Source organism: Kibdelosporangium philippinense (assembly GCF_021390435.2).
Lineage (GTDB): Bacteria > Actinomycetota > Actinomycetes > Mycobacteriales > Pseudonocardiaceae > Kibdelosporangium > Kibdelosporangium philippinense.
The window spans coordinates 494,226-520,831 of record NZ_JAJVCN010000004.1 but is presented as its reverse complement, the minus strand read 5'-3'; the positions used below and the strand labels follow the sequence as shown (position 1 = coordinate 520,831).

Below are 26,606 nucleotides of genomic sequence, written 5' to 3'. Positions count from 1 at the left end.
CGTTCCGCGCTACTGACCAGCACGGACGAAGCCTTCAGCACTCATACGCCGGTCTGCCTCTGAACTTCGGACTCGCGATCTTCATGGAACGTACTGCCTGAGCAGTCCAGCGAACTCCTCGAGTGCAGCCAGGCTGGTTGCTGCAAGTGGTTCCGGCCGAAAGTGGGCGATCTCGTTGCGGATTATGCGTACCTTGTCCAGCCGATGGATGAACTGGTCCCGCGGTACTCCCGGCCAGCCGATCAGCTTCCAGTTGGCGTCGTTGTCGATGAGGTTCTTGTACTCGCCGAAGGTCAAGTCAGTGATCTTTCCGCTCTTCCTTCTCTGCACCGCCGCGATCGCGTCCTCGTTGAGGACAGCCAAGCACTTCCGCAGGCGGGCTTCGATATCGCCCACGAGGAAGAACGGCCTGGCCATGGTCTCGAAGCGCCCGCTGACGTCTGCGCTGGTGATGATGCCGCAGAACGTGCCATTGTTCGCCCGAACAAGGAGGTATCCCTGCTTCGTTATCGCAGGCAGATGGGCGAGCAGTTGCTGATGCACTTCAGCAACCGGGATGGAGTCCGTGGTCATCGCTCTTGCCAGAGTCGGTCGTTTTCCTGTCTCCAGGTTGAGGGCGACACTGCTCCACGTGAGCACACCACGCAGGTCCGATGTGCCGTCGATGACCGGCAGTTGCGAGTAGTTCTTTACTCTCATCAGCATGGTCGCCGCAGCCAAGTCAGTACCTGGTGAGACCGAGTCGAGTCCGTTGCGAGCGCTGGGCAGATCACCGACTTGGAGCGCACGATGCGGCATTGCCGACGAGGACAGGTCGTCCTCATCGGGCTCGACGGCTGCGGGAAACGACTTCGCCTTGATGATGTGAAGTTCCGAACCTGTCGGGCACGTGCTGAAGGACGGGATGGTGGCAACTCCAACATCTGCGAGGATCGCGTTTATCCGCGCCACGTTGTCGTGGTTACGTACGCGGACACCAAACAGCGCCAGAAACTGTGCCGCTGAAACCGATCTGCCCACCATCTGCGCGAGTACCGGCGACTCAACAGCTTGAAAACCGTCCATCATGACGCCGCACCGGTACGACGCACCACCCGTTTGTTCATCGCCATTTCAACCAGGGAAAGGAGGCGTTCGTAGCGACTTGCGTAGAACGTGGTGAAGTCGTCGGCTCGAAGGGAGACTGGGTCGACGAGGTGGGTCGTGAGGATGTCATCGAACCACTCATCAGGTGTTCCTGATTCTCGAGCCAGTACGTTGACGTAGGCCGAGGGGGCACCCGTCATGCGCCGACTTGCGGCATGTGACATCGGCGTCTTGTTGACGATGGAGTCAGCGCGAGACTTAGGATGCCCGTTCCTAGTAATCCAAGTCGCGGGGAAGATCTGCCGGATTGCCACGCCCTGCCCGATGACGAAAGCGCCCGTCATCCGGTCTTCCGGGTGACTCCAATCGACCGCTCCCTGCTTGACGATCAACGCTTGAATTCCCTTGTAAGCAGCGCTGTTGCGGGTCGTGAGCGTCGTGAGCCGCTCGGCGAGGAACACCGATTCGACGACCGTGTCCGGCTCGTCGGGAGAACCGTTGATCCAGGCGACAAGCTGCTCCACGTCTCGAGTGAACCGGCTCTCGACTGACCCGCCGTACATCTCGCCGAGCACTCCACACCAGAACCACCTGTCAAGCCGCTCCATCACTTCGGGATCGTCGGCTCGGTTCCCAAGCAAAGCCTTGACCGCTGCCAGTGGAACAAGTTGGGTGCGGTAAGGCAGGTCCCGGACCGTGAAGATCGACTGGGTGCTGAGGAACCGGCCTACCCAGGCGAACGCCTCCGCCAGGACAGGCTCCAGCCGCCGGAACTCCACCAGCGGAAGTGCAAGCAGGTCACGTCGCTTGCAGGCCACCGCAGTTGCGCTGCCACCGGTTTTACGCTCGTAGGACAGCACCAGACTCACCGCCTGCAAGAAGTCGACGTTGGTCAGTCCTTCGTCGCGACCGCTTTCCACTTGCCCCAGTACCGGGTACAGACCTACCAGCTTCTCCTTGGTGCTGCGCCAGACTTCGGGCAGGCTGTATTCCGTGCCGTGCTCCTCAGAATGCTTGCGGTCACCTGCATAAGTGGCTGTGAGAAGTTCGAAGACGTTGAGAACAACACCACCGGTGTTGACCCGCTCGAAGACGGAGCAGACTGCTTCGTTCGGCGTGGTGGAGTCGAGCCGGATCATGGGGACCAAGCACTCACGGACGTTGTTCAGGACACGGGCATTGAACATCGCCCATCGGTCCCAGTTCTCATCCGTCAATCCCACGAACGACTTCTGCCAAGCACTCACCGCATCGTCGTCGAAGACCAGCCTGAGAGGGAAATAACCCACCCCGCACTCGCCCTCACGCGTACTCAGATCAAGCCGAACACGACGCGCGAAGTCTTCTCGAAGCACCCGATCAGCCGGCACTGAGACCACTGCCTCGTCCCGATCAGCATTCGGATCAACAGCCCTGTCGATGTCCATGTAGTACCAGCGCTCAACCTTACGGCCGCGGGTATCCACAGTCGCCACAGGCTGGTCGAGATGCAGCGCCTGGACCAACGACGTCAGCCGCTGCTGGCCATCAAGCAACAACAGGTCTGGCACAACTACAGGATCAACTTTCACGCCTGCGAGCGTTCGCGCTCGAAACTGGGCGACACCACCCGTCTCGAGAGTCATGACGACCCCGAGTGGATAGTTCAGCGTTACCGTCGCGATCAGCGCTTTGATGCGCTCGTCATCCCACTTCCACTCACGTTGGAAATCCGGCAGCTGGATCTTGCCTACAGCTACGTTCTTGAGCAAATCGCGTAGCTTCGGGCTGTCAAGGGCCATTACGGCTCTTCCCCTTACTCCGACGACATGTCGCATCCGGCGGACATGTCGTTGCCGAAGAGCGGAAGGTTACCCGACCAGCTGGCCCGCGTCGTCTCCGGCCAGCGGGCTTCCCGGCTGGACCGCGAAACCGTCCGCAGCCCCGGTCGACCAGGCTGGCCGCATGCTGAGCGATGCAGTCCGCCTGCTCGCGGATCTGCTCGTTAGTCAGTAACACCGCCACATCCCACCACGTCCTCGCGGCCGATGCGGCCGCTTCTCAAGTTCCCTGGCTCAGACGGGCCGAGTACGGATTCTGCATGGCAGGGACATCGCTGTGCCGTGCAACACTCCACGTCGTTAGATCTTGTGTCGGCATGGTGTCCAACGGTTGGCGGGAATCAGGTCTTCAGGGTTGTACGCCATCTGAGTAAGCGACAAAGGATATGAAGGTCTCGAAGTCATGCCCCTGGTCTCCGCCTGCCCTCACGGTCCAGTCGGCAGAACAAAGTCGGGATGAAGGCGTGCCCTGGCGAAATCCAGGCATAGGCGCTCAAACACGTGATGCTCATTGAGTCCGCGCCAGCGGCTCAACGCATCACGGATCACGCTCACGGTTTGCGGTGCCACGACATCGTCAATGTGCACCGGAGAAGACTATCGAGGGCTACGGACATTCGCGTTCGACGGAGTACCTTCCGCCCTCGCCGGGGGTGCCGATCGTCAAGGACTGAAATAGCGGGCTTGAGCACCGGCGCGTCGGGCCGGAAATACCGATCGTGAAACAGTCCCGGGTGTTGATCATGGCGATTCTTTCTGCCGTGCTGGCGGTCTCGGGTAGCTGGTCGGTGGTAGCCGCATGGTGATGGTGACGTAGTCGGTGCCGCTGTGCAGGCGGATGCTGAGGTGGGTGACCTCGAACAGTCTGCGCAGCAAATGCTCAGGGACGTTGGCAAGGTTGGGCGCGAGGTAGCGCAGCGCATCCAGCGGGGCGATGTCCGTTGTGGCGAGGCGGCTGGGTTCGGTCTTGTTGGTTGCATCGAACTGGGTAATGGCGGCTAGCGCTGCGGTTTTCTCGGCGTCGAGATCGTGGTAGGTGCCGCGCAGGGCTTTGGTGAACGGGTCGTCAGGGTCGCCGCGCTGGGCTTGACGGAGGATCGAGTTCTGCCGTCGTGCCACGTCGACGACGATCCGTTGCAGCCGTGCCCGCTCGGCCTCGGCCTGTCGTGCCCGCTCGGCTCGGTCGTCGATCCCGATGAGATCGGCCGTCACAATCTGCCGCCTCCGTTCACCAAAGACCCGGTCGGCGAAGAACCGGGACACCACGTCCCGCACGGCATCCTCACGGACGTAGACCGCCTGGGGATGGTCGGCGTATTTGCCTGGGTGTCCCCCGTCGTTGCCGCGTGGCCAGCAGCTGTAGTAAGTCGAGTCGTGACGGTAGCTACCGAACATCCGTCGCCCGCACTCACAGATGAGCATCCCCCGCAGTAGGTAGGTGCGGCGCGTTTGAGGATGGATGTTGGCGGTATGACCATCACGGGAGCCCTGCTTGGCCGCTCGACGGGCGTCGAGTTCGTCGTACATCCACGTGGGGATCAGCGGCTCGTGCGCGGGCTCGGTGGACCAGACCCATTTCACCGGGTCGTTGACCGCGCCGTGCCGGGAGCGGCTCGCTCGGCGGTTGAACACCTGGTAGCCGGTGTACTTCGGGTTGCGCAGGATCTCGTAGACGCTGGTCTTGACCCACGCTCCCCGCGCCCGATCCCGGCCCGGTGGTGTGGGAGGCGGGTATGTCGCCGGGTCGGTGTTGAGTCGTTCGGCGATGGTGGCGTAGCCCAGCCCATCGTGGTAGCGCCACAACGCGATCTGCGTGACGGTCTCAGCGCGTATCCCGTCGGGCTCCAGGCGGGTCTTGGTCTGTCCCTTGGCCGCCTTGGTGGGGTTCGGATGGCGATAGGTCTTCGCCCGGTAACCGTACGGTGGTTTGCCGATGTTCCAGCCCTCCCGGACGTGCGTGCACAATCCGCCCCAGGACTGTTCGAGCGTATTGAGGACTTCGTACTCAGCCACTGACTGGTTGATCCGCCGTTGCAAGATCCGTTGCGCCCGGCTGCCGGTCAGTGTGATGGGCTCGTTAGCGGCGAACAGCGGCACGTCGCACTGTTCCAACTCGCGCTCGACGGACAGCCCTTCGTAGGCGCGACGGGCCACCCGGGAGATGGACTCGCAGAGCACAACGTCGAACCGTCGACCGGGATGCCGTGCTTCGTCCAGCAGGTCGGCGATCCCGCCGTCGCGGGCGATCGGGATGTCGAACCGCTCGTAGTTCCCGCCCTGGCCGCGTTGGTCCAACTCCATCCGGCCCGACTCGACGTCGTAGAAGTGCGCCACGATTACCCATGACTCAGGAATGGCGACCTTGGCGTTGCCTAGTTGGCGCAGCAGCGACTGGCGTGGATCTTGCTGATCCTCCGTGGACGTACGGCCGAGGAACGCCACCCGCACTTCATTGCGCAGCAATGCCACCGGGACACCCAACGGCGAAACGGCGTAGTCCGACAGCCCTGTCGGCCCAGACACCAACACGGTGGCGGACAACAAGGCCGGCGCAAGAAGGTTGGTGGTCACCTCATCCGCGGTCATACGGCTTCACCATCCTTAGTGGACTGTTCGCCGGGTTGCTGTTGTGCGGCCCAATGAAGAAGGTCGCGAATTACGTCGGTCAGGTCTGCGCGGTTCTCCTCGCGGTTCGGCTACCGGGGCTTGTCGAGATCGGCGAGTTGGCTTTCCAGCTCGTTGATGCGCGTGCGAACAGAGTCGGCCCTCTTCTGCACACGTTCGTGCTCGAGGCGAGCCTTGGCAAGGTCGTCGGCCAGTCGGTGTTGCTCCGCGTCACGACGCACCACGCTCGGCGGGAGCCTTTCCGTCGTCACGATTCCCCGTATCCGCTGACAGTCAGGACAGGTGGCTACGCTCGCGGACCAGTAGGTGTGTGAGTGGTGCTGAGTCTTCCTGATGACGTGATCGCACGTCAGTGTCAGCTGCCACGTGTCGAGCTCCGCCGGATCTTTCGGCCTAACGCGAGTCAAGACGGAGGCGACCGCCGCCAGCTGGTCCTCACTCAGTGGCGGCGGTGGACAGCAGAATCCGCAGTGCGCCGTCGCCGATCCCTCCATGCTCCAACGATGACTACGGCAGTCCGCGTGACGTTCCTTGAAGTCCGCATCCGCCGCTTCATACTCCGCACGCTGCTCGTCATCCATCGCGAGCAGAGCCGGCCAGCCCCCACGTCCGTCGATGACCGGAAGCCCGCATCCGCGACAAGGCACCCTGGCCACAAGTTCAGCCCACGTCAGACGCGTTCCGTTCGCATCCCATTCGCGCTGCTTCTCCTCCCACCGAATAGCGTCCTCCTCGGCCTCCAACGCGGCCTTGCGACGCCGGTTCAGCGCGCGACGCGCCTTCTCTTCCTCCGTCAGCTTCGCCATCGCGATCTCCCCGGTCTTCACGAGGCGGATATGGACTCGTCCTGCGCACACGAGCGGTTGCCCCTCGGGATCGACGGATACCCAGAAGGGCTGAACTCGCCGACGGTCTGCGGCGCCCAAAAGAGGACAACGCGCGAACTGCGCCACAAGATCGCCAGGTCACCGTGCCCACAACAGCGGCGTGAGCCGGTCTTTCCTCCAGCGAAGACTTGAACACCCCGAAGAGCCACCCCTTCACCAATTTCATCCACAAAGGACACCTAAGGGTGTCGCGTAACGCTGGCGAGCCATGATCGTGATGGTCGATGATCACGGTGTGGAACAGGCGTTCAGCGCGAACACGCCGGCGGGGGTGCTGACATTCACCGGGTTGTCGATGCACCATTTCAACAAGCCGGTACGGATCGTGGCAGCGGCACGACAAGAGCATCCAGTCGCTAGAACACGTCCTCGTGGCGTTTGAGGCGGACGCCCTGCCGGAGGAGCCGTCCTATGCCCACACTGCGGTCACCCGGCTCGACCTCACCCTGGCACATCTCCAGCAGGGAGACTTCGACGGTGCCCGTGAAGCGCTCAGTCCTGTCCTTGAGCTGCCGCCGTCACGACGGCTGGCCGGTGTCGTGCTCCTTGTCCCAAAGGACCACATTCGGTCGAGCACGGTCGCGGCGACGGCGAAGCTGCCCGCGTCGTCGGCGTCGGCCAGGGTGGTCGGCGTCGGCAGGAAGGACGCGTCGCCACGGGTGATCGCGATGACGCGGACCTCTAGCTCGTGCAGCGGACGCCCGGCGAACCAGGCCGGAAGTGTCTCGCGCACCAAGAGGGTTTCCCCGTTGCCTTTCGACCTAGTCTGTCTGGACTGTGGGGCGAACCATCGTTCGTCTACCGACCGCAGTCAGCACTTTCTACCCAAACATCGTGCATGGTGCGCTCGTCGCAGGATGGTTCCGGCTCGAACCTGTAGCAGCTCGTCGCTGCCTCGGAGTCCGTGACTCAGTTCGCTTCGGCCAATCGGGTGACAATGCGCGAAAGCATTGGTGCAATCAGGGTATACCGAGGCAACGTTGCCCGGTGGCTGAAGTGAACTTCGAGCGTCGGCTTCAAGCGCTCGCATCGGGCGCCTTCGCAGATTTACGTCCAACGCAACGGCATGTCTTATCCGAGTTCGCGACGAACCATTTGACCAGCTCAGATGTTGGAATCGAGTTGCCAACCGGCGAGGGCAAAACGTTAATCGCACTGCTGATCGCTGACTGGGCACTCGACGAGGGCATGTCCGTGGCCTACCTGACTGGCACCAAACAGTTGGCTGAACAGGTGGAGCAAGAAGCGACCGGCTTACCTGATCTTCCCGTTCATCGCTTCTATAGCGGCCACTACCCAGGCGCTGCGGTCGATGACTACCACCAAGCTCAAGCCGTCGGTGTCATGAACTACTGGGTCTACTTCAACAGCCGTCCCAAGATCGAACCAGCGGACCTGGTGATCTTCGACGACGCGCATCTGGCCGAACAACCGCTAACGAGCTTGTTCACGATGCGTATCCCGCGCAACCCTCGCGGCGGCACGACCCTTTACCAAGAGCTGTGTGATCTCATTCTGCAACAGGCACCGGACGCGTACCCGACGCTGAAAGCTCTGCGCGACGGTGCGGCACCACCCGCTAGCCCACCAGAGCTGATCGCCTTCAATGACTGGGCTTCCATCGCCGATACCGCCAGCGATCTCGTCGACGAGTCGATTTTCCTTGCCGCTGATCGGAGCGCACGGATCGTCTGGCAGGAGGCTCTCCGCAGCCATATCACCAGGTGTGGTGTCCTCATTGGACCATCTGCGCTCGAGATCAGGCCGTACCATCCTCCCACGCACACGGTTTCCGGCTACTCAGCGTCGAAGAAGCGCATTTACTTGTCCGCAACGCTCGGTCGACCAGGAGATCTTCAGCGAAGGTTGGGGACCCGGCCGCTCGTAGCGATCGAGACTCCAGATGAACTGAGAGTCACCTCTACCGGCCGCAGGACATTCCTCATCAACCCGCTTGCCGACGAGGGCTTGGACACGGACCCGTTCGACTTCGCTCTTGACCAATCTGACTCGGCAGCGGCTGACGGCCCTGGCCGCGTCGCATGGTTGTGTGCGAGTAACCCGGAAGCTGATCACATCGAGAATCGGCTCGTCGAAGCTGGCCGCACCGTGTTCCGCCTCCAGGCAGGCGATGACTCACCGATTGACCAATGGCGCGTGACTTCCCGCGCCCATCTCGTTACCGCAGGCCGATTCGACGGCCTTGATTTTCCTGGCGAGACTTGCCGGCTAGTCATCATCCCGAGCGTCCCAGCGGCTTCCACCGAATTCGAACGCTTCGTGATGGCGTATCTCGGAGACGCCGCCTACATGAGGCACCGCGTCGGTCAACGAGTAACCCAAGCGCTGGGTCGCGCCAACCGTAGTGAGACCGACTCAGCCCTATACCTAGGCCTCGATGCAGGTTTCGCCAACGCATTGGCGGACAGCACGGTCCGAGCTTCCCTCGGCTCAGATGTTCAACAAGTCGTCCGAAGAGCGCTCGAACTACACGGCAAAGGCTGGAGCGCCGTCATCGCCACCGCACAACACTTCTGGCGAACACACCGGGACCACATAGAAGCACCGGAAACCCCAGCGTCTGCTGCCAGCCGTTCTGGCCGCGCCAGGCCTGGCCGGAAGGTCACTGGAGCCGCTGGTGTCGACAGCGCCGACAATGAAGTCGAGGCAATCAACCGGCTATGGCTCGGTGACTACCGGAGCGCAGCAGACTACGCACAGACAGCCGGAGAGAAACTGGCGGACGGCAATGAACCCGAACACAGCGCATTCTGGCGATACGTACAAGCACACGCGCTTTACCTCCAGCACGACAACCGCAGCGCACGTGCAGCCCAAGACGCGATCAAACAAGCGATCACCTCGGCACCAAGGACAGCATGGTTCGTTCGACTCAGCCGCACTGCCGACGAACTGAAGGGCAGCAACATCGCTCCAGCCACACACGACAGCCTGTTCCTCGAGTGGGACAAGTGGATCCGTGAGGTCGGCAGCAAACTACCCGGCCGCTTGGCACGAGCACGGACAATGCTGATGGGCACACATGACGAACGCTGCGAAGCATTACAAACCCTCGCGCAATTATGTGGAGCCACAGGCGACCGCCCGAAAGGACCTAGTGCCACCGACGCGCGCTGGGTATGGGCGACATCCCGCAAGGGACAACGCCGGGTATGGGAAGTGAAAACAGGTAGCGGCCCGGAGGCCGTACCACGTGACGACATCAACCAGTTGCTGGGCCAGCTACGCGTCGAGCAAGACAAACACCCAAGTGCGGTAGTGACCGGGTGCCTCCTGACCGTCCTGGCAGACGTCGAGCAAGACGCAGCCGATGCAGCTCGTTCCGCCATCACACTCCTTCACGAGGATGCCGCAGAGGCACTCTTCGACCAGATGCAGGAACGCTTTATGGCCTACCACGGTGCGTTCGGAAGTGGTAGCGCAGCAGAGCGGGGCGAGGCCCGCGGAATCGTGGAAAAGCAGCTACCGCAAGGTGAGTGGCTCGCCAGGCTGCTCTCCCCAAGTAACGGCAAGTTAGTGCGGAAAGCCAGTGTTCTCCGGATCTTCGGCTGATCCAGCGAGTATGGACCGCGTCCCAGCCTCACAACTGAGGTTGGGACGCCATACGGGCTCTTCGAACTTGGCCGGGGTTTGACTGGGTCGTGAGGTTTCTGCCCAGTGTGAGGGCCCGTGGCTCTGTGCGTGATCATTTCTGTTGTCTACGCAGGAAGATCACGACAGAAGAGCCACGGGCATGGTTAACGATACGACCCGTCTGCTGGGCCTGGCCGGCCTGGTTGTCGTTCGGGTCGATGAAGCAGCACACGGTGGGCCGGTGGTCCATCTGGTCACCGCAGACGAGCAGGCCCGTGCTTGCCCGGGATGCGGCGTGACAGCGACCAGGATCAAGGAGTGGGTGACCACACAGCCGAGGGATCTGCCGGTGGTTGGCAGACAGGTCGATCTGCGGTGGCGCAAACGTCGCTGGCACTGTGACCAGCAGGACTGCGGCAGGAAGACGTTCACCGAGGCGGTCGAGCAGGTTCCGGCGCGGGCCCGGGTGACCGGTCGGTTGCGGCGGGCGGCCGGTGCGGCGGTGGCCGATGGTGGGCGCACGATCGTGCAGTCCGCTCGGGATCACGGCTTGTCCTGGCCGGTGGTGTCGGCCGCGTTCACCGCCCACGCCGCCGCGGTGCTGCCGGACAGGCCAGACCCGGTGGCGGTGCTGGGGATCGACGAGATCCGCCGGGGCCGTCCGCAGTGGACCTGGAACGACGACCAGCAGTGCTGGGAGGTCACAGTGGATCGGTGGCATGTCGGGTTCGTGGACCTCGCGGGCGGGCAGGGCCTGCTCGGGCAGGTCGAGGGCCGCACCAGCGTGGCCGTGCGGGACTGGATCACCCAGTGGGACCAGGCCTGGCGCCAGGGCATCCGGGTCGTGGCGATCGACATGTGCACCGTCTTCGCCGCCGCGGTCCGCGCCGTGTTACCACAGGCCAGGCTGGTCGTGGACCACTTCCATCTCGTGCAGTTGGCCAACCAGGCCCTCACCGAGGTCCGTCGCCGGGTCACCCTGCAGGTGCGGGGCCGGCGAGGCCGCAAAGGCAACCGGGAGTGGGAACTGCGCAACCGGCTGACCCGCTCGGCCGCCCGGATACACGAGAAACACCTCGACCCGATGATCGACGACCTGCGGGCACTCCCGACGGGGATCGGCACACCGATCCTGACCGCGTGGAACGCCAAGGAAGACCTGCTCGACCTGCTCGACCTGGCGCGCACCCACCCGGACCGGGCCGTGATCTGGCCCCGGCTGTCGCGGTTCTACGAGCGGTGCGCCACAGCCGGCCTGCCCGAACTGGAGCGACTGGCCAGCACGGTCTCGGCCTGGTGGCCCGAAATCCTCGCCTTCCTCGACACCGGCATCACCAATGCAGGATCCGAGGGCACCAACCGGGTCATCAAAACCGTCGCCCGCGACGCCTACGGCTTCCGTAACCCGGTCAGTCAACGTCTGCGCACCCGCTGCGCCACCACCCGCAAAGGCCGAGGATGCCTCAACCCCGCATAACTTCGAAGAGCCGCCATACGACGGAACTCGCCGCGCTGGACAGCTCCAGTAAATAACCCGGATGACCGGGACGCGGGCAAGCGCGGTTTGGTGACCTGCAACGATTACCACCATCGCCTTGGTAGTCAGTCTAAGACCAGCGGAAATGTCGTCACCACCTCAGTGGACACAACCCGAACACGGGGCCCATGGGCACTACTGATCAACTATGTCCCCGCGGTCTTGCACGCCGCTTTGCCGGTCTGGTCAATGGATGACGAACAACTTGAAGCCACCGCCGATCTTCCGTACAAAACTGCGCGACCGACGAGTCCGGCACCTTGTCGGCGAAGTCGACTGGTCTGCCGAACGAGAATGGCGCATCTGTTGGGGCGCAGGACCGACACCGGGCAACGTTGACCTTCGCTTGTCAACAGCGCCTTAGCTGGTGTTATCGTCGGGGAGCCCGACTGGTTCTCGCGTCGGTCCATCAACCCGCTGTACTATGCGTTTGTCTGTCACGGTGTGAACCGCTGGCTGTGGACGGGCACTCAAATAGTCCAGGACGGCGTATTCGACATCGCCGGACAAGAACGCAGCGACAGAGAAGAGTTGGATGCGATGCACGCCGATCCCTGGGGTTAACGACGACGAAACTTAGCCACGACACCGGCAACCGAGTTTTTCGACCAGGACAGTCGCGGCGGACACCGTGCGCAAACGCCTCCTTGAACGCGGCGTCACCATGCGCGACACCCATGGACGCCCGCGCGCCGGAGCACGTGATCCTCGATGATCGGTGAGCCGACCGGCGAGATCACCCCGCGCTGCCAGTAGTTCTCCGTGGCAACGGTCGCCTGCGGGCTGAGATGCTCGATGGGGACCGACCTGAGCCGGGACATCTGGCTCATGCGGATGGGCACAACATCGCCTTCAACCCGATCAGCGCACTCACCACGGCGGCCATGGCCGGCATCTGCCGACATTTGACCACTCGCGAACTGGTCATCCAGATGATAAAGGAAGCCCTGGAAGTCTCTGTACCCCCAACGCACACTCGGAGATCTCCATCGAAGGCCGCCTGGCTGGCGCGGAACGCGCCAGAGAGCATAAGACCTCCCTCTCCAGGACTTTGAGAGGAGCGGCCACTCGAAATCGACGTCGTCCTACACACGGTGGTCCAACTCGCCGACTTCACCGCAACCGCTGCGCCGACCCTGCGGGGTCGTCTGCGTACCCGCAGACCTGCTCAACCAACAGGGTCGCCACGACTCCACTCGCACAGCTGTGACCCTCAACAGCAGTACATTTTAGCAAGGGACTACTGTGTGCAACTGTACGACACTCGGGGACCCGCTTTTGTAACCCGAAGGGGATGCTGACCGATAGCCTCGTGCGTGTGAATCTGCGAGAGACTTGTTTGCTCGTGTCGAGTGTCCAAGCTGATCGCAGCCAGGGTGAAGGATACCGCAGGACGGTGCGATGGATGTGTTCCAGGTTCGCGACGAGCTAGTACGCGACTACCGCGAATTCACCGAAAGCTTCGTCGAGATCCGAGACGACGACATTCGCGGCCACGTGAACGCACGAATGGCCGAAGGGTACCAATGGCCCGCCCCCTGGCTATCGCTGAACCCTAACTTCGCCCCGGGGGGCACCATCACCGAACTGGTCGCAGCGGGCGACCTGCACCCTGACTGCGAGCGGATCTTTCGACTAAAAGATGAGTCGGGCAGCGGCAGGGTGCTCCGGCTTCACCAGCACCAGCGGGAAGCCATCGAGATCGCCCGCGACAGGCACAGCTATGTGCTGACCACAGGGACCGGATCCGGCAAGAGCCTTGCCTACTTGATCCCAATTGTGGACCGGGTCCTTCGGGCGCGTTCTGAGGACACGTATCAACCAGGTATCAAGGCTATCGTCGTCTACCCAATGAATGCGCTGGCGAACAGCCAATACCGTGAGCTGCACAAGTTCCTTCAATTGGGATTTCCTGACGGCGCCCCGGTAACCTTCGAGCGATACACCGGTCAGGAGAGCGATGCTGACCGCCAGCGGATTATCGAGAGTAGGCCGGATATCCTGCTGACCAACTACGTGATGCTCGATCTCGTGCTAACCCGTACCAGGGACCGCGGGCTGATCGGAGCGGCACGCGATTTGTGGTTTCTCGTCCTAGATGAACTGCACACATACCGCGGCCGCCAGGGTGCCGATGTCGCGCTCCTGGTGCGCCGGTTGCGTGAGGCATGCCGAGCAGACGACGTGCAGTGTGTGGGTACGTCGGCCACCATAACCACGGAGGGCGACCAGGCGAGTCAGCGTGAGCAGGTGGCAGCCATCGCCGGTCGCCTGTTCGGCACACTCGTCAAAGGTGAGCATGTCATCGGGGAGACGCTGGCCCGGGTGACTGACGAAAACGCTGTCGAAGCGGCGGCCCTGACTGCGGCGGTACGTCGAGGTACGCCGCCCGACGTCTTCGAGTCATTCATTCGCGATCCCTTGACAGCCTGGGTCGAGCAGACTCTCGGGTTCGAAGACGAGCTCGTCGACCGGAAGCCGGTCCGGCGCCGCACGCCGTTGACGATCCCCGAGGCGACCCGTCGGCTGGCCGAGGTGACCGGGCTCGCAGAGCAGACATGCCAGCACGCGATCACCGGCGTCCTCCAGACTGGCGCCACCATCGACAACCCGGAGACCGGCCGTCCGGTCTTCGCATTCCGGTTGCATCAGTTCTTGTCCAAAGGCGATGACGTCTTCGGTACGCTCGAACTGCTTGGCCAACGGCATATCACCAGCAAATACCAGCGGATCGCACCGATCGTCGGCGCACCCGACAAGATCCTCGTGCCGTTCGCGTTCTGTCGAGAGTGCGGCCAGGAGTACCTGTCAGTGCGGCGCCGTCGTCAGTCCGGCACGACGATTTTCGAGGCGAGGCGTGACACTGACGACGGCGGCGATGAGACGCAGATCGGCTACCTCTACATCAGTACGGACGCGCCGTGGCCTACGTCAGTCGATGCGGTCTTGGCTGATGGACGTCTGCCGTATACCTGGGTAACGGCCGATGCGACGGGTGGGCAGATGCTGCTGCCCAGCAAGGTGGGGCATCTTCCCGAGTCGCTGCGTGTCGCGCCGGACGGCCGGCAGGTCTTTGGGGACGAAGGTACGGCCGCCGCGTTCGTCCGCAGCCCGTTGCCGTTCTGCCTTCAATGCCAAGTCTCGTACGAGCAGTCAGGCAGCCAGGACTTCGGCAGGCTGGCGAAGCTCTCTGCCGAAGGCCGCAGCTCGGCCGTATCGATCGTCAGCACTAGCGTGGTCTCATCGCTCCGCGAGGTCGGCTCCAATCTGGACGATGAGGCTAAGAAGTTGCTCGCGTTCGTGGACGCTCGCCAGGACGCATCGCTGCAAGCGGGTCACTTCAACGACCTGGTGCAGGTGGCTCAGCTGCGCAGCGCGCTTTACCGCGCAATGCGCGACGAACCCGACGGCCTTACTCACGAAGTGCTCGCCCAGCGTGTCACCGAGGCTCTGGATCTCGATGTGACCGAGTTCGCCCGTGAAGAGTCACAGGGCAAGTATGTGCGCGACGATGCGTTCCGCGCCCTGCGGGAGACTGTGGGGTACCGGCTCTACCTCGACCTGGAGCGCGGCTGGCGGGTCACGATGCCGAACCTCGAGCAGACGGGGTTGTTGCGCATCGGCTACGCGCGGCTTGACGAGGTCGCCGCTGACGAGAACCTGTGGTCCGAGAAGCACCACCTGCTGCGCAACGCCGACGATGCCTTCCGTAGCCGGGTCGCCGCGGCGCTTCTCGACGAGCTGCGCCGATTCCTCGTCATCGACGTTCCCTATCTCACCGAGCCCGGATTCCGGACCACGCAGCTGCTGTCCGAGCAGCACTTACGGGAACCGTGGGCGGTGCCGCCGGAGGAACGTGCCCCGCTGGCGCGCGTCGCCTACGTCGGCTCACGGCCAAAGGGCGCGAAATCCAGACGACAGCGCGACATGTACGTGTCGGGCCGGAGTGCGTTCGGCCGATACCTCATCCGCGTGTACACGGCACGACGACAGCGGCCGAGCCGTGATGACGCGACGGAGATGATCCAGGATCTGCTGGAGGTGCTGCAGGAAGGCGGCCTGCTTATGCCGGTGCCGTCGGAGCACACCGGTGAGGCGACGGGATACCGGCTCAAGTCAGCGCGGATCCGCTGGCTGGCCGGTGACGGCGAGTCTGGTGCCGTGGATCAGGTCCGCCGGACCTTGAAGCGGGGCGAGAGGCCGCGTGTCAATCCGTTCTTCCGGAACCTCTACCGCGCCGACGCTGTTGCGCTGCGCGGGCTGCGCGCTTTGGAGCACACCGCACAGATCTCCGCCGAGGAGCGGCAGCAGCGGGAACGCGAGTTCAGCGACGCGCTGCTGCCGATCCTTTACTGTTCGCCGACGATGGAGCTCGGCGTCGACATCAAGGGGCTGAACGCGGTAGCGCTGCGTAACATTCCGCCCACGCCGGCGAACTACGTTCAGCGCGCCGGTCGGGCGGGCAGGTCCGGACAGCCCGCCCTCGTCGTTGCGTACTGCGCGACCGGCAACGCGCACGATGAGTATTATTTCCGTCGCCCTACTGACATGGTCGGTGGCGTGACGCGGCCACCGCGGCTCGATCTGGCCAACGAGGACCTGGTCCGTTCGCACATCCACGCGTTGTGGCTGGCTGAGACGGGAGCCTCCTTAGGGGACTCGATGACCGACGTGGTCGACGTCACGGGCGACCGGTCGAGTTACCGCGTGAAAGAAGACACCTGGCGTGACCTCACCACGCCTGGCGCTGCGCGCGGGGCCGCCGCCCGCGCCCAAAGCGCGCTGCACGAGCTGACCGGTGAGCTGAGGCGATCCTCCTGGTGGCGGGAGCATTGGATCGAGGAAGTGATCAACGAGGCACCCGACAGGTTCAAGAGCGCGTGCGACCGGTGGATCGACCTGTACCGGACCGCGCTCTCCGAATACGAGAGCCAGTCGAGGCGAGCCGTCGACGTGTCGATAGGACAGAACGACCGCCGCCAGGCCGAGGACAGGGTACGAGTCGCCAAGAGCCAACTCAGGCTCCTGCAGAATGAAGACCGGGGCGACCTGCAGACGGACTTCTACCCATATCGGTACTTCGCGTCCGAGGGGTTCCTGCCTGGCTACTCGTTCCCACGGCTACCACTCGCCGCGTATGTGCCGGGGCGGGGCAGCAGGCGACGCGGAGACTACATTCAGCGGCCCCGGTTCATCGGCATCAGCGAGTTCGGGCCCGGCTCGATCATCTACCACGATGGCGGCAGGTACATGGTGCACAGCGCGCAGCTCACCCCAGAGCAGCAGGGCGCTGACGGCATCGCGACCGCGAGTATGCGTCGCTGCGACGGCTGCGGCTATCTCAACGACGAGACCAAGGATAAGTGCGATGGCTGCAACGACCGCCTCAGCACCACAGTGCATGGCCTGCTGCGGCTGACCTCGGTCAAGACTCGACGTCGCGACCGGATCTCTTCCGATGAGGAGGAACGGCGGCGCTCGGGATTCGAGATCCAGACCTCGTACAGCTACTACAGCAGAGACGGCCGAACCAGCCGGGTCAACGCGGTCGCGCGTACTGGCGAACGCCCCGTACTCGATCTTGCTTACGGCGACTCGGCCACCTTGCGGATGACCAACTTGGGCCGACGCAATCGCAGAACCGCTGACGGATTCATCATCGATGCCGCCACTGGAGAGTGGGGCGGGGAGCCCGGCTCCAGCGACACTCAAACAAACGGCTCTGACGGGTTGCCGGACCCCGGCGCGATCAAACGCGGCCAACGAGTGATCCCCTATGTGGAGGACCGGCGGAACATTCTCGTGATTCGCCACCCGGGCGCTCTCGCAACCGAGACCGCGATCAGCTTCGCCATTGCACTGGAACGCGGCATCGAAGCAGCTTTCCAGCTCGAAGACACCGAACTGACCAGCCAGCTCATGCCCGACCGAGATGGACGCGGGCGGGCACTGTTCGTCGAGAGCGCCGAGGGCGGCGCGGGTGTGCTGCGCAGGCTGGTGGACGACGAGACCGCGCTGGCCCAAGCGGCCGCTACAGCGCTCGAAATCTGCCACTACGACCCCATAACCGGTGCGGACCGCAGCCAGGAGATCGATCCCGGCGAGCCGTGTGTCATGGCCTGCTATGAATGTCTACTGTCCTACGGCAACCAGCACGTCCACGGGCAACTTGATCGCCGTCTCGTCAAGGACCTGCTGATGGGGCTGGCTGGCGCGCGTACCTCACCTCGCGATCAGCCAGCGCCTGCGCAGCCGATGTTGGACGAGGTGCCAGCGCGCGCCGAAGCGTTCATCAAATGGCTACGCGAGCGGAACCTTCGGCAACCTAACGGAGCACCATCCGATCTCCCGGCCTTGGAAGCGCCGCCCGATCTGGTGTATCGGCTCGAGAACGGCAAGGCAGTGGTATACCTGTCCGACGACGGCGATCCACGGGAGGACGAACGCCTCCGGGACGACGGCTGGCTGGTGATCCGCGTCGGCCGCCCAGAAGACTGGGAGCAGACGGTCGCCCGGTTCCCGACAGTATTCGGCAGCCTCGGAGGGGGGCGGGGTGACCAGTACCTATGACGTCGGCACGCTCGTGACCGCGCGTGGGCGCGAGTGGGTAGTGCTTCCCGGCTCCGACGACGAGTTTCTCCTGCTCAGTCCACTCGGCGGCGGCCGGGATCAGACGGCCGGGATCATCCCGGCATTGGAACCGGTCGTCTCGGCAAAGTTCCCGTACCCCGACCCGGCCGACGCCGGGAACGCCACCAACGCCGGGTTGTTGCGGACCGCGCTGCGCATCGGCTTCCGCGCCGGAGCAGGACCGTTCCGCGCGCTCGCGGGCATTACCGTCGAGCCGCGGCCCTACCAGCTCGTACCGCTGTTGATGGCGGTGCGGATGGAAACCGTTCGGCTGCTGATCGCCGACGACGTCGGTATCGGAAAGACCGTCGAGGCCGGTCTGATCGCAGCCGAGCTGCTCGCTCAGGGCGACGCGACCGGTCTCGCGGTGCTCTGTGGCCCCGCGCTCGCCGAGCAGTGGCAGGCCGAGCTCGCGACCAAGTTCGGCATCCACGCGGAACTGCTGCTCCCGAGCACCATCACGCGGCTGCAGCGGGGACTGCTCCCCGGCGAGACCGTCTTCGAGAAGTACCCACATCTGGTGGTGTCGACCGATTTCATCAAACGGCCTGGCCTGCGCGAGATGTTCTGGCGTGACTGCCCCGACCTGGTGATCGTCGACGAAGCCCACACCTGTGTTTCCGACGGCACCGGTGGGCGGTCGCGCATGCTCCGCCACGAACTGCTGACCGGCCTGGCGAAGCGACAGGACCGGCATCTGCTGTTGGTCACGGCCACCCCACACAGCGGCAAAGACGAGGGCTTCCGCAACCTGCTCCGGCTGCTCGACTCCGCGCTCGGCGATGTCAATCGCGAAGAGTCCGCCGGCCGGGAGCTGCTCGCCCGCCACTTTGTGCAGCGCCGCCGAGGCGACATCCGCACCTACCTCGACGAGGAAACCCCATTCCCCAGAGACCGGCTCAGCCAGGAGCGGCCCTACAAGCTTCACGCCGAGTACAAGGCACTCTTCGACAACGTGCTGTCCTACGCACGAGAAACGGTGCGCGACGCTGCGGGAAACCGGCGTGACCAGCGGATGCGGTACTGGTCGGTGCTCAGCCTGCTACGTGCACTCGCGTCATCGCCCGCAGCAGCCGTGGCCACCCTCGCCACCCGCGCCAGCGGGAGCGACGCCGCCAACGCCGAAGAGGTCGACCAACTCGGCCGCGCCGCCGTGCTCGACCTGCCCGATCAGGAGATCCTGGAATCCGCCGACGTGTCACCGGGTGCCAACACCACTACCGAACCGGGCAAGCTAGACCGCAGGCTCGCTGGGTTCGCCAAGCGCGCCAAGGCGCTGGCCGGAGCCAAGGACACCAAGCTCACCGAACTCACCAACGTCGTCACCGAACTGCTCCACGAGCATAACTGCAACCCGGTGGTGTTCTGCCGTTTCATCGACACTGCCGACTACGTTGCCGAGCACCTCGCTTCCGCCCTCGGCGACGAGTTCACCGTCGCCGCCGTGACCGGTGAACTGCCGCCCGAAGAACGCCAGGCACGCATCGCCAAACTGGTCGCCGACGAGGCCAAACGCCCAATCCTGGTCGCCACCGACTGCCTGTCGGAGGGCGTCAACCTGCAGGAGCATTTCCAAGCCGTCGTCCACTACGACCTCGCCTGGAACCCGATCCGGCACGAGCAGCGCGAAGGCAGGGTCGACCGGTTCGGCCAGCGAGTCGATCAGGTTCGCGCGATAACGCTCTACGGCAGCGACAACGGTGTCGATGGCATCGTGCTCGATGTGCTGATCCGCAAGCACGAGCAAATCCGCAAGGCTCTGGGCATCACCGTCCCGGTCCCCGATCGCAGCGACGACGTGATCGAGGCCGTCCTCGAAGGGCTGATCCTGCGGGAGGCCCAGGGCACCAACGTTGACCAGCTGACTCTCGACGGGTTCGGCGAGGAGCACACCACCCGGCTGCACCACGAGTGGGACAGCGCCCGGGACCGGGAGAAGCGTTCCCGCACGCGGTACGCACAGGACGTCATCAAACCCACCGAGGTCGCCCGCGAAGTCGCCGCGATCCGCGCTGGTCTCGGCACCGTCGGCGAGATCACCGGGTTCGTCCGCGAATCCCTGGCCGCGCTTGGCTCCGGACTGCTCACCACCTCCGACGGCTTCACCGCCGAGACCGGAGGTCTGCCCGCAGCCATCGTCGAGGCGCTCCCATACCGGCACCCCGAACCAATGCCGTTCCACGCCGCGCTCCCGGTGCCACCACGCACCGCGCACCTTGATCGCACCGACCCAGTCGTCGCCACCGTCGCACGGTACGTGCTGCAAAGCGCGCTGGACCCAGCAACACCGGCACACCAGCGCCCAGCGCGCCGAGCTGGGGTCATGTACACCGCGGACGTGTCCAAGCGCACCACCCTCATGCTGATCCGGCTCCGCATGAGCGTCGAGCTGCCGGCGCGCGCCGGGGTGCGCAAGGCGATCGCCGAGGAGGCAAAGCTGCTTGCCTACCGCGGGTCGGTATACGAACCCGAATGGCTGGACGAGGCTGCCGTCGCCACCCTGCTCGACGCGGAGCCCAGCGGCAACGTGGCACCGGACCAGGCGCGCGACTTTCTGGAGCGGGCGATCGCTGGGCTCGACAACCTCCAGCCCCACCTGGCGTCCGTCGCGGACGACCATGCCGTCGCGCTGCGCGACGCACACATCAGGGTCCGCGAGGCCGGAGGGCAAAGGGTACGCCGCAAGATCGCGGTGACCGCGCTCAAACCTGTTGACGTGCTCGGCATCTACGTCTATCTGCCCGGGAGTATCTCGTGACGGCCACACTCGGCGTCTTCCCCTCGGTGAGCGTCGTTGGTGGACTACTCCCCGCCGAGCTGTTCGACCGAGTCGCCAGCGGCGACCGCGAGATACCCGGCCTCGACCCGGCGGCATACGGGCTTCAGCCGGGCGAGTCGGTGCGGCGGCAGGCCGCCCGCTCCTGGGAATACCTACTCGGCGTCTGGCGCGACTTCAAAGACAGCCTGTCGACAACACCCGACACCCGGCACACCGAGCTCACCCGGCAGAGATGGCTGCACATCTTGCTGCGCGAACTCGACTTCCGCAACCTGGAGACCAACCCGGGGTTCGAGGTCGGGGGCACCACATTTCGCGTTAGCCACGCCGCCGGGCAGACCCCGGTCCACTTGCTCGGCTGGCTGACCGATCTCGATCACCGCACCCCCGGTCGCATCGCCCGCGCCCCGCAGTCAATGCTGCAGGAGCTGCTCAACCGATCAGATACCCACCAGTGGGCGATCCTGTCCAACGGTGCACGCCTGAGGTTGCTCCGCGACTCGCGCGCCCTGGTCGGCTCCGCGTACGTCGAGTTCGACCTAAGCACGATGTTTGACGGCGAGCTCTTTGCCGACTTCGTGCTCTTCTACCGGATCTGCCACACTTCTCGGTTCACCACGGACGACAACGACAAATGCCTGCTCGAGCGCTGGTGCGAAACCGCCGCGTCGCTGGAGACGCGTGCCCTGGAACAGCTCCGTGGCGGCGTAGAAGCAGCGATTTCCATCCTCGGCACCGGGTTCCTCGCTCACCCCGAGAACAGGGACCTGCGCAAAGCTGTGCATACCGACCACACGTACTCCATCAGCGACCTCAACCGGTCGCTGCTGCGGCTGGTCTACCGGTTGCTGTTCTGGTTCGTCGCCGAAGACCGAGACGCGCTGCACGCCGAGCACGCGCCATCGCTCGCGCAACAACGCTACGCCGAGTACTACTCGTCCGCCCGGCTGCGTCGACTGGCCCGTGGCCATGGCACACGCCACGGCGACCTGTGGGAGGCCGTGCGTTTTGTATTCCGAGCACTCGGCACCGAGGGCGGTGTAACGCAACTCGGTCTGCCCGGGATCGGCGGCCTGTACGAGCCAGGACCACTCGACACGCCGCTGGAAGGTGCTCGGCTGCACAACGTAGATCTGCTCGCCGCAGTGCGGGCACTGTCGATCGTCCGTGACACTGCGGGTGGGGGCCGGCGCCGCGTCGATTTCGGCCACCTCGGCGCCGAAGAACTCGGCAGCGTCTACGAGTCGTTCCTCGAACTGATTCCACGCCACGACCCGGACACGCGGCGGTACACGCTGGAACGACTCGCCGGCAACGACCGCAAGGAGTCCGGCTCCTACTACACGCCGAGCTCTCTGGTCGACTGCCTGCTCGATTCCGCGCTCGACCCGCTGCTCGACCAGGCGGCGCGCACGGACGACCCGGCCGACGCACTGCTGTCCATCACCGTCTGCGACCCAGCCTGTGGGTCCGGACACTTCCTTGTCGCGGCGGCACGGCGCATCGCGAAACGACTCGCCGCAGCCCGCACCGGCGACCCCGAGCCGCCCGATGCCGCGGTACGCACGGCCCTGCGTGAGGTCGTCGGCCGCTGCATCTACGGAGTAGATGTCAATCCGATGGCCGTCGAACTGGCCAAGGTTTCGCTCTGGCTCGAGGCCATGGAACGCGGCAAGCCACTGGCGTTCCTCGACGCCAACCTCAAGGTAGGCAACTCGCTACTGGGCACCACCCCGCGACTGCTACGCGAGGGTGTACCCGACGCCGCGTTCGCCGTGCTTCAGGGCGACGAGGCCCCGGTCGTGCGGTCACTGAAGCAGGACAACACCAAAACACGCGACAGGCAAGGCAACCTGTTCAGGATCGATGAGATCCAGGTTGACAACGCGGCCGAGGCTGCTACCGCAGCACAGATCGTCAGCACACTGCCGGACTCGTTGGAGGACCTGCATGTGCAGGCCGCGCGGGCCAAAGACGAGCTACTGGAGTCGCCCAGCCACCGGGCCAGCAAGCTGATTGCCAACACATGGTGCGCCGCGTTCGTACAACTCAAGACCAAGGCGACCCGAGGGGCCGCCATCACAGACGCGGTGCTACACAGCCTGGCCGCCGACCCGTCGAGCGCATCGAAGGACCTGGTCGAACTCGTCGACGGCTTAGCCCGTGACTACCGCTTCTTCCACTGGCACTTGGAATTCCCGCACATATTCCCCACCACCGGACCCGACGTCGACCACGAGACCGGCTGGTCCGGCGGATTCTCCTGTGTGGTCGGCAACCCGCCGTGGGAGCGTGTCAAGGTCCAGGAGAAGGAGTACTTCGCGGCCAGGCACGAGGGCATCACAGCAGCCCGTAACGCTGCCGAGCGCAAGCGACGAATCGCCGCCCTGGAGCACAGTTCCGACCAGGCTGACCGCGACCTGTTCGCCGCCTTCGCGCAGGAGTTGCGAAAAGCCGACGGCATCAGCGCCCTCCTGCGCAACTCGGGCCGCTACCCGCTGACCGGCAAGGGCGACATCAACACCTACGCCGTATTCGCCGAGACCGGCCGTATGATCCTCGGGCCAAGCGGGCGGCTGGGAATGATCCTGCCCACTGGCATCGCGACAGACGCGACGACCGCACCGTTCTTCCGCGATGTGGTGGAAGCCAGTCGACTCGATTCACTTCTGGGCTTCGTGACCAACCCACGGATCTGGACCGACGTCGGCAATCGACGGTATCCCTTCTCGATCTTGGTGTTCACCGGGCGAGCCATGGGGGTCGAACACGCCGAGTTCTGGACCCTGGCGAAGCACCCCGACGAGTTGCCGCCACGCGGCAAGCGCATCAAGATCCCGCCGCGCGACCTGCTACTAGTAAACCCAAACACCGGCAACTGCCCTCAGTTCCGTACCCAGCACGACGCGGAGATCACTCTCGGCGTCTACCGCCGAGTACCAGTGCTCTGGCATGAGGGCGCCCACGGCGGGAACCCATGGAGGCTGAATGGAACGTCGTTCCTGCGCATGTTCGACATGACCAACGACTCGAAGCTGTTCACAAGCGCCGACGACCTCACCCGCGATGGCTGGACCCTTGACGGCAACGTGTTCACCAGCGGTGAGGAGCGGATGCTGCCACTGTACGAGGCCAAGCTCCTCCACCACTTTGACCACCGCCTCGCCTCCTACGACAAGCGCCCCGAAGGCAGCCAAGACACCGAACTACCGCGGCTGGACCTCGACGAGAAGAACAACCCTGCACGCGTCCCCATACCGCGCTACTGGATCGCCGAAGCCGAATTCGCGGAGCGGCTCGACGAGCGCGGCTGGGACAACGGCTGGCTCCTCGGCTGGCGTGACATCACAAACCGCACGAATGAGCGAACGGTGATTGCTGCAGCAATCCCTCGCACCGCAGTAGGCAACAAGTTTCCTCTCGTGTCGGTACCGCAGAAGAGCGCACTGCTGCAGGCCAACCTGTCGGCATTTGTCCTCGACTACGTCGCTCGACAGAAGATGTCCGGTACCTCCCTGAACTATTTCATCGTCAAACAGCTTCCCGTCCTTCCGCCGGAGACCTACGACAAGCCAGCACCGTGGGCGCCTGAGTCAACGATCGACGAGTGGATCACGTCCCGGGTGCTCGAACTGTCCTACACCGCCTACGACATGCGTCCCTTTGCTGTGAACCTTGGCGACGAGAAGGAACCATTTCGGTGGGATGAGTACCGCAGGCAGCTGATGCGCGCCGAGCTAGATGCCGCGTACTTCCATCTCTATGGTATCGGACGCGACGACGTCGACTACATCATGGACACGTTCCCGATCGTCCGCGGCAAGGATGAGGTTGCACACGGCGAGTACCGCACCAAGCGGCTGATCCTCGACGCGTACGATGCGATGGGCGCGCCCCAGTACATAACCCCGCTCGACCCGCCTCCCGGGCGCGGGCCACGCCACGAGAACGCTACGAGCGCTCCAGCGTCACATAGCCCTCGCGAGTGATCAGCATCTCAACCCGCCTCTCCACTCGCGTGAGATGACCGGTGAACTGGAAGGTCAGCTGTGGGTTCTGATGCTCCCGACTGGCGCGCTCGTACTGTTCGGGGTCGAGGCGCACCCAGATGGTCGCCTCCTCGCCACCTCCTGAACCTCGCACCAGGCTTCCCTGCACCCGCACGCGGTGCGGTGCGGGGGCGTAGTGCATCTCCCTGATCTTGCCGGTGATCGTCGCCTTGCCGCTGGACGCAATCTCCTTGAGCCGTTTGGCACCGCTATCGATCACCCGGATCGCCTCGGCGGTGAAGCCGATCGATTGTGTGGGCAGCTCGGAGGGCAGCCTTCGGGCCCAGGAAAAGCGGACGTCGAACGGTCGATTCTTCTCAGGACCAGCGAGTTCTAGCAGACCCTCGCACAGCTGCTGCGTGACGCCATACTCGATCGTGCTGTCGAAGACATCGATTGCCGCGCCCTCGTCGACGACCCGAGTGGCTGCCCGGTGCGCGGCGTCGATCGCCTGATGCAGCCGTGTGACCACCTTGCGCCCTAGTGGATCATCACTGTTGCGGTCAGACAACTGGAGCGGCACACGCACGGTCATGATGTAGCTGCCCGGGGCAGTCGTATCCAGCAGCACATCACTCAAGAAGGCTGTTACCTCGGCCGGACGCCGTCCCTTGAACGACGGGGTGGCACCCTCGTCGAGGCTGCGCCGCGCAGCCGCCAACAGGTCGCTGATACCGCTGAACGCTCTAACGGCCATCGGCAACGGGATGGTGCCGGACGGCGTCGGCGGACGCGTCCGGTACTCCTGCTTGTCCACCAGCGGATCCGCGATGTCCCTCGCGACCTCCAACGGCGGGCGCCCCTCAGCCTTCGCGAGTTCGTCGAGCGCGAGTTCCAACAGCCGCTGGCTGTCTCGATATCCGCGCTCCAATGGGATCAGGAGTTCCTGCGGGTCGTCCTCACCGTAACTCCAGACGCCTGTGCCACGCCAAGTTCCCGGCTGCCGCCGCCAACCTGCGGCGTCCAAGTAGCTGACGATGTCCGAAACATCCAGATCGTACGGCGCCTCGGTCACAGTGTCCCCCCTGAATGGAGCTGGGCAGCGGGCATGGACACGTCACCTGAGTCAAGGTCGAACATGGACAACAGCGACTCTACCGTCAGCCGATTGTCGACCGGGATGTCGACGGTTACCTTCCGTTTCCTGCTCGGATCCACGATCCGCTGATGGGTGGCCAGCGAGAGCCAGTAACCGACATGACGCAACTCCAACGCCTTGTCGGTTACGCATGCGTAGTCGCCGTGGTCACTCGGCACCGCAATCATCACCAGAAAGTGTGGCAGCTGGTACTCGCCCGCCAGGTCGTTGAACTGGACCTCATCGAGGCCACGGAACTTCCAGACAGACCCGTCCGCCGACAGGTGCGGCGCGGAGGCTGTCTTCACCTGGACCTCGATCTTCGGGTACCGGACCCCGCGGACCTCGCGGGGCAGGCTGACGTAGAAGTCTGTCCCTTCGATATCGTCCCCGCCCTTCCTGGCGGTGGCGACCGCCCCGGCCGCAGTCGCGAGGGCATGAAAGTATGACTCACCGTACCGCCCCTGGTGGTTAAGTTCGGCTTCCCCCACCGGTGAGACCACCCCTTCGCCTCGATATCG

General features: G+C 64.1%; 13 protein-coding genes. 5 read left to right on the top strand and 8 right to left on the bottom strand.

Annotation, left to right across the window (positions count from 1 at the left end; translation table 11 throughout):
• Positions 1-81: 81 nt before the first annotated feature.
• From LWC34_RS45285 to LWC34_RS45265, 5 genes are all read right to left on the bottom strand, one after another.
• Positions 82-1,068, bottom strand: a complete 987-nt coding sequence (locus LWC34_RS45285) for a CBS domain-containing anti-phage protein (RefSeq protein ID WP_233731468.1) — start codon at positions 1,066-1,068, stop codon at positions 82-84.
• Positions 1,065-2,903, bottom strand: a complete 1,839-nt coding sequence (locus LWC34_RS45280; protein WP_250109471.1) for a DUF262 domain-containing protein — start codon at positions 2,901-2,903, stop codon at positions 1,065-1,067. The genes LWC34_RS45285 and LWC34_RS45280 overlap by 4 nt, the downstream gene beginning before the upstream one ends.
• Before the next feature lie 744 nt (positions 2,904-3,647).
• Complete coding sequence (locus tag LWC34_RS45275) at positions 3,648-5,492, bottom strand: recombinase family protein (protein ID WP_233731466.1); 1,845 nt, start codon at positions 5,490-5,492, stop codon at positions 3,648-3,650.
• A 110-nt stretch (positions 5,493-5,602) separates the two neighbouring features.
• Entirely contained in the window at positions 5,603-6,337 is a 735-nt protein-coding gene (locus LWC34_RS45270; protein ID WP_233731465.1) for a hypothetical protein, read from the bottom strand.
• Positions 6,338-6,827: 490 nt separating this feature from the next.
• Positions 6,828-7,151 carry a hypothetical protein gene (locus tag LWC34_RS45265; protein WP_233731464.1) on the bottom strand — a complete coding sequence of 108 codons (324 nt, stop codon included), beginning with the start codon at positions 7,149-7,151 and terminating at the stop codon, positions 6,828-6,830.
• Between the two features lie 254 nt (positions 7,152-7,405).
• On the opposite strand from LWC34_RS45265, the gene LWC34_RS45260 reads away from it, so the two are divergent.
• Positions 7,406-9,991 carry a DEAD/DEAH box helicase gene (locus LWC34_RS45260; RefSeq protein WP_233731463.1) on the top strand — a complete coding sequence of 862 codons (2,586 nt, stop codon included), beginning with the start codon at positions 7,406-7,408 and terminating at the stop codon, positions 9,989-9,991.
• A 181-nt stretch (positions 9,992-10,172) separates the two neighbouring features.
• The gene (locus LWC34_RS45255) at positions 10,173-11,489 is read left to right on the top strand and encodes an ISL3 family transposase (protein ID WP_233724452.1); all 1,317 of its coding nucleotides are present in this window, start codon (positions 10,173-10,175) and stop codon (positions 11,487-11,489) included.
• A gap of 719 nt (positions 11,490-12,208) precedes the next feature.
• On the opposite strand, the gene LWC34_RS45250 is transcribed toward LWC34_RS45255, so the two are convergent.
• Positions 12,209-12,391: a hypothetical protein gene (locus LWC34_RS45250; protein ID WP_233731462.1), complete on the bottom strand. Its 183-nt coding sequence runs from the start codon at positions 12,389-12,391 to the stop codon at positions 12,209-12,211.
• Positions 12,392-12,950: 559 nt separating this feature from the next.
• Between LWC34_RS45250 and LWC34_RS45245 the strand changes: the two genes are divergently transcribed.
• Genes LWC34_RS45245 through LWC34_RS45235 form a run of 3 tightly spaced genes read left to right on the top strand, consistent with a single transcriptional unit; the run spans position 12,951 to position 24,947 of the window.
• The gene (locus LWC34_RS45245; protein ID WP_233731461.1) at positions 12,951-18,119 is read left to right on the top strand and encodes a DEAD/DEAH box helicase; all 5,169 of its coding nucleotides are present in this window, start codon (positions 12,951-12,953) and stop codon (positions 18,117-18,119) included.
• The gene (locus LWC34_RS45240; protein WP_233731460.1) at positions 18,103-20,937 is read left to right on the top strand and encodes a DUF8741 domain-containing protein; all 2,835 of its coding nucleotides are present in this window, start codon (positions 18,103-18,105) and stop codon (positions 20,935-20,937) included. The genes LWC34_RS45245 and LWC34_RS45240 overlap by 17 nt, the downstream gene beginning before the upstream one ends.
• Positions 20,934-24,947, top strand: a complete 4,014-nt coding sequence (locus tag LWC34_RS45235) for an Eco57I restriction-modification methylase domain-containing protein (RefSeq protein WP_233731459.1) — start codon at positions 20,934-20,936, stop codon at positions 24,945-24,947. Before LWC34_RS45240 ends, LWC34_RS45235 begins: the two co-directional genes overlap by 4 nt.
• Here LWC34_RS45235 and LWC34_RS45230 read toward each other — a convergent pair.
• Together LWC34_RS45230 and LWC34_RS45225 are read right to left on the bottom strand one after the other, a co-directional pair.
• Positions 24,910-26,022, bottom strand: a complete 1,113-nt coding sequence (locus tag LWC34_RS45230) for a hypothetical protein (RefSeq protein WP_233731458.1) — start codon at positions 26,020-26,022, stop codon at positions 24,910-24,912. The genes LWC34_RS45235 and LWC34_RS45230 overlap by 38 nt on opposite strands.
• A complete protein-coding gene (locus LWC34_RS45225; protein WP_233731457.1) occupies positions 26,019-26,576 on the bottom strand; it encodes a DUF4365 domain-containing protein in 558 nt (185 codons plus the stop codon). Before LWC34_RS45225 ends, LWC34_RS45230 begins: the two co-directional genes overlap by 4 nt.
• Positions 26,577-26,606 lie beyond the last annotated feature (30 nt).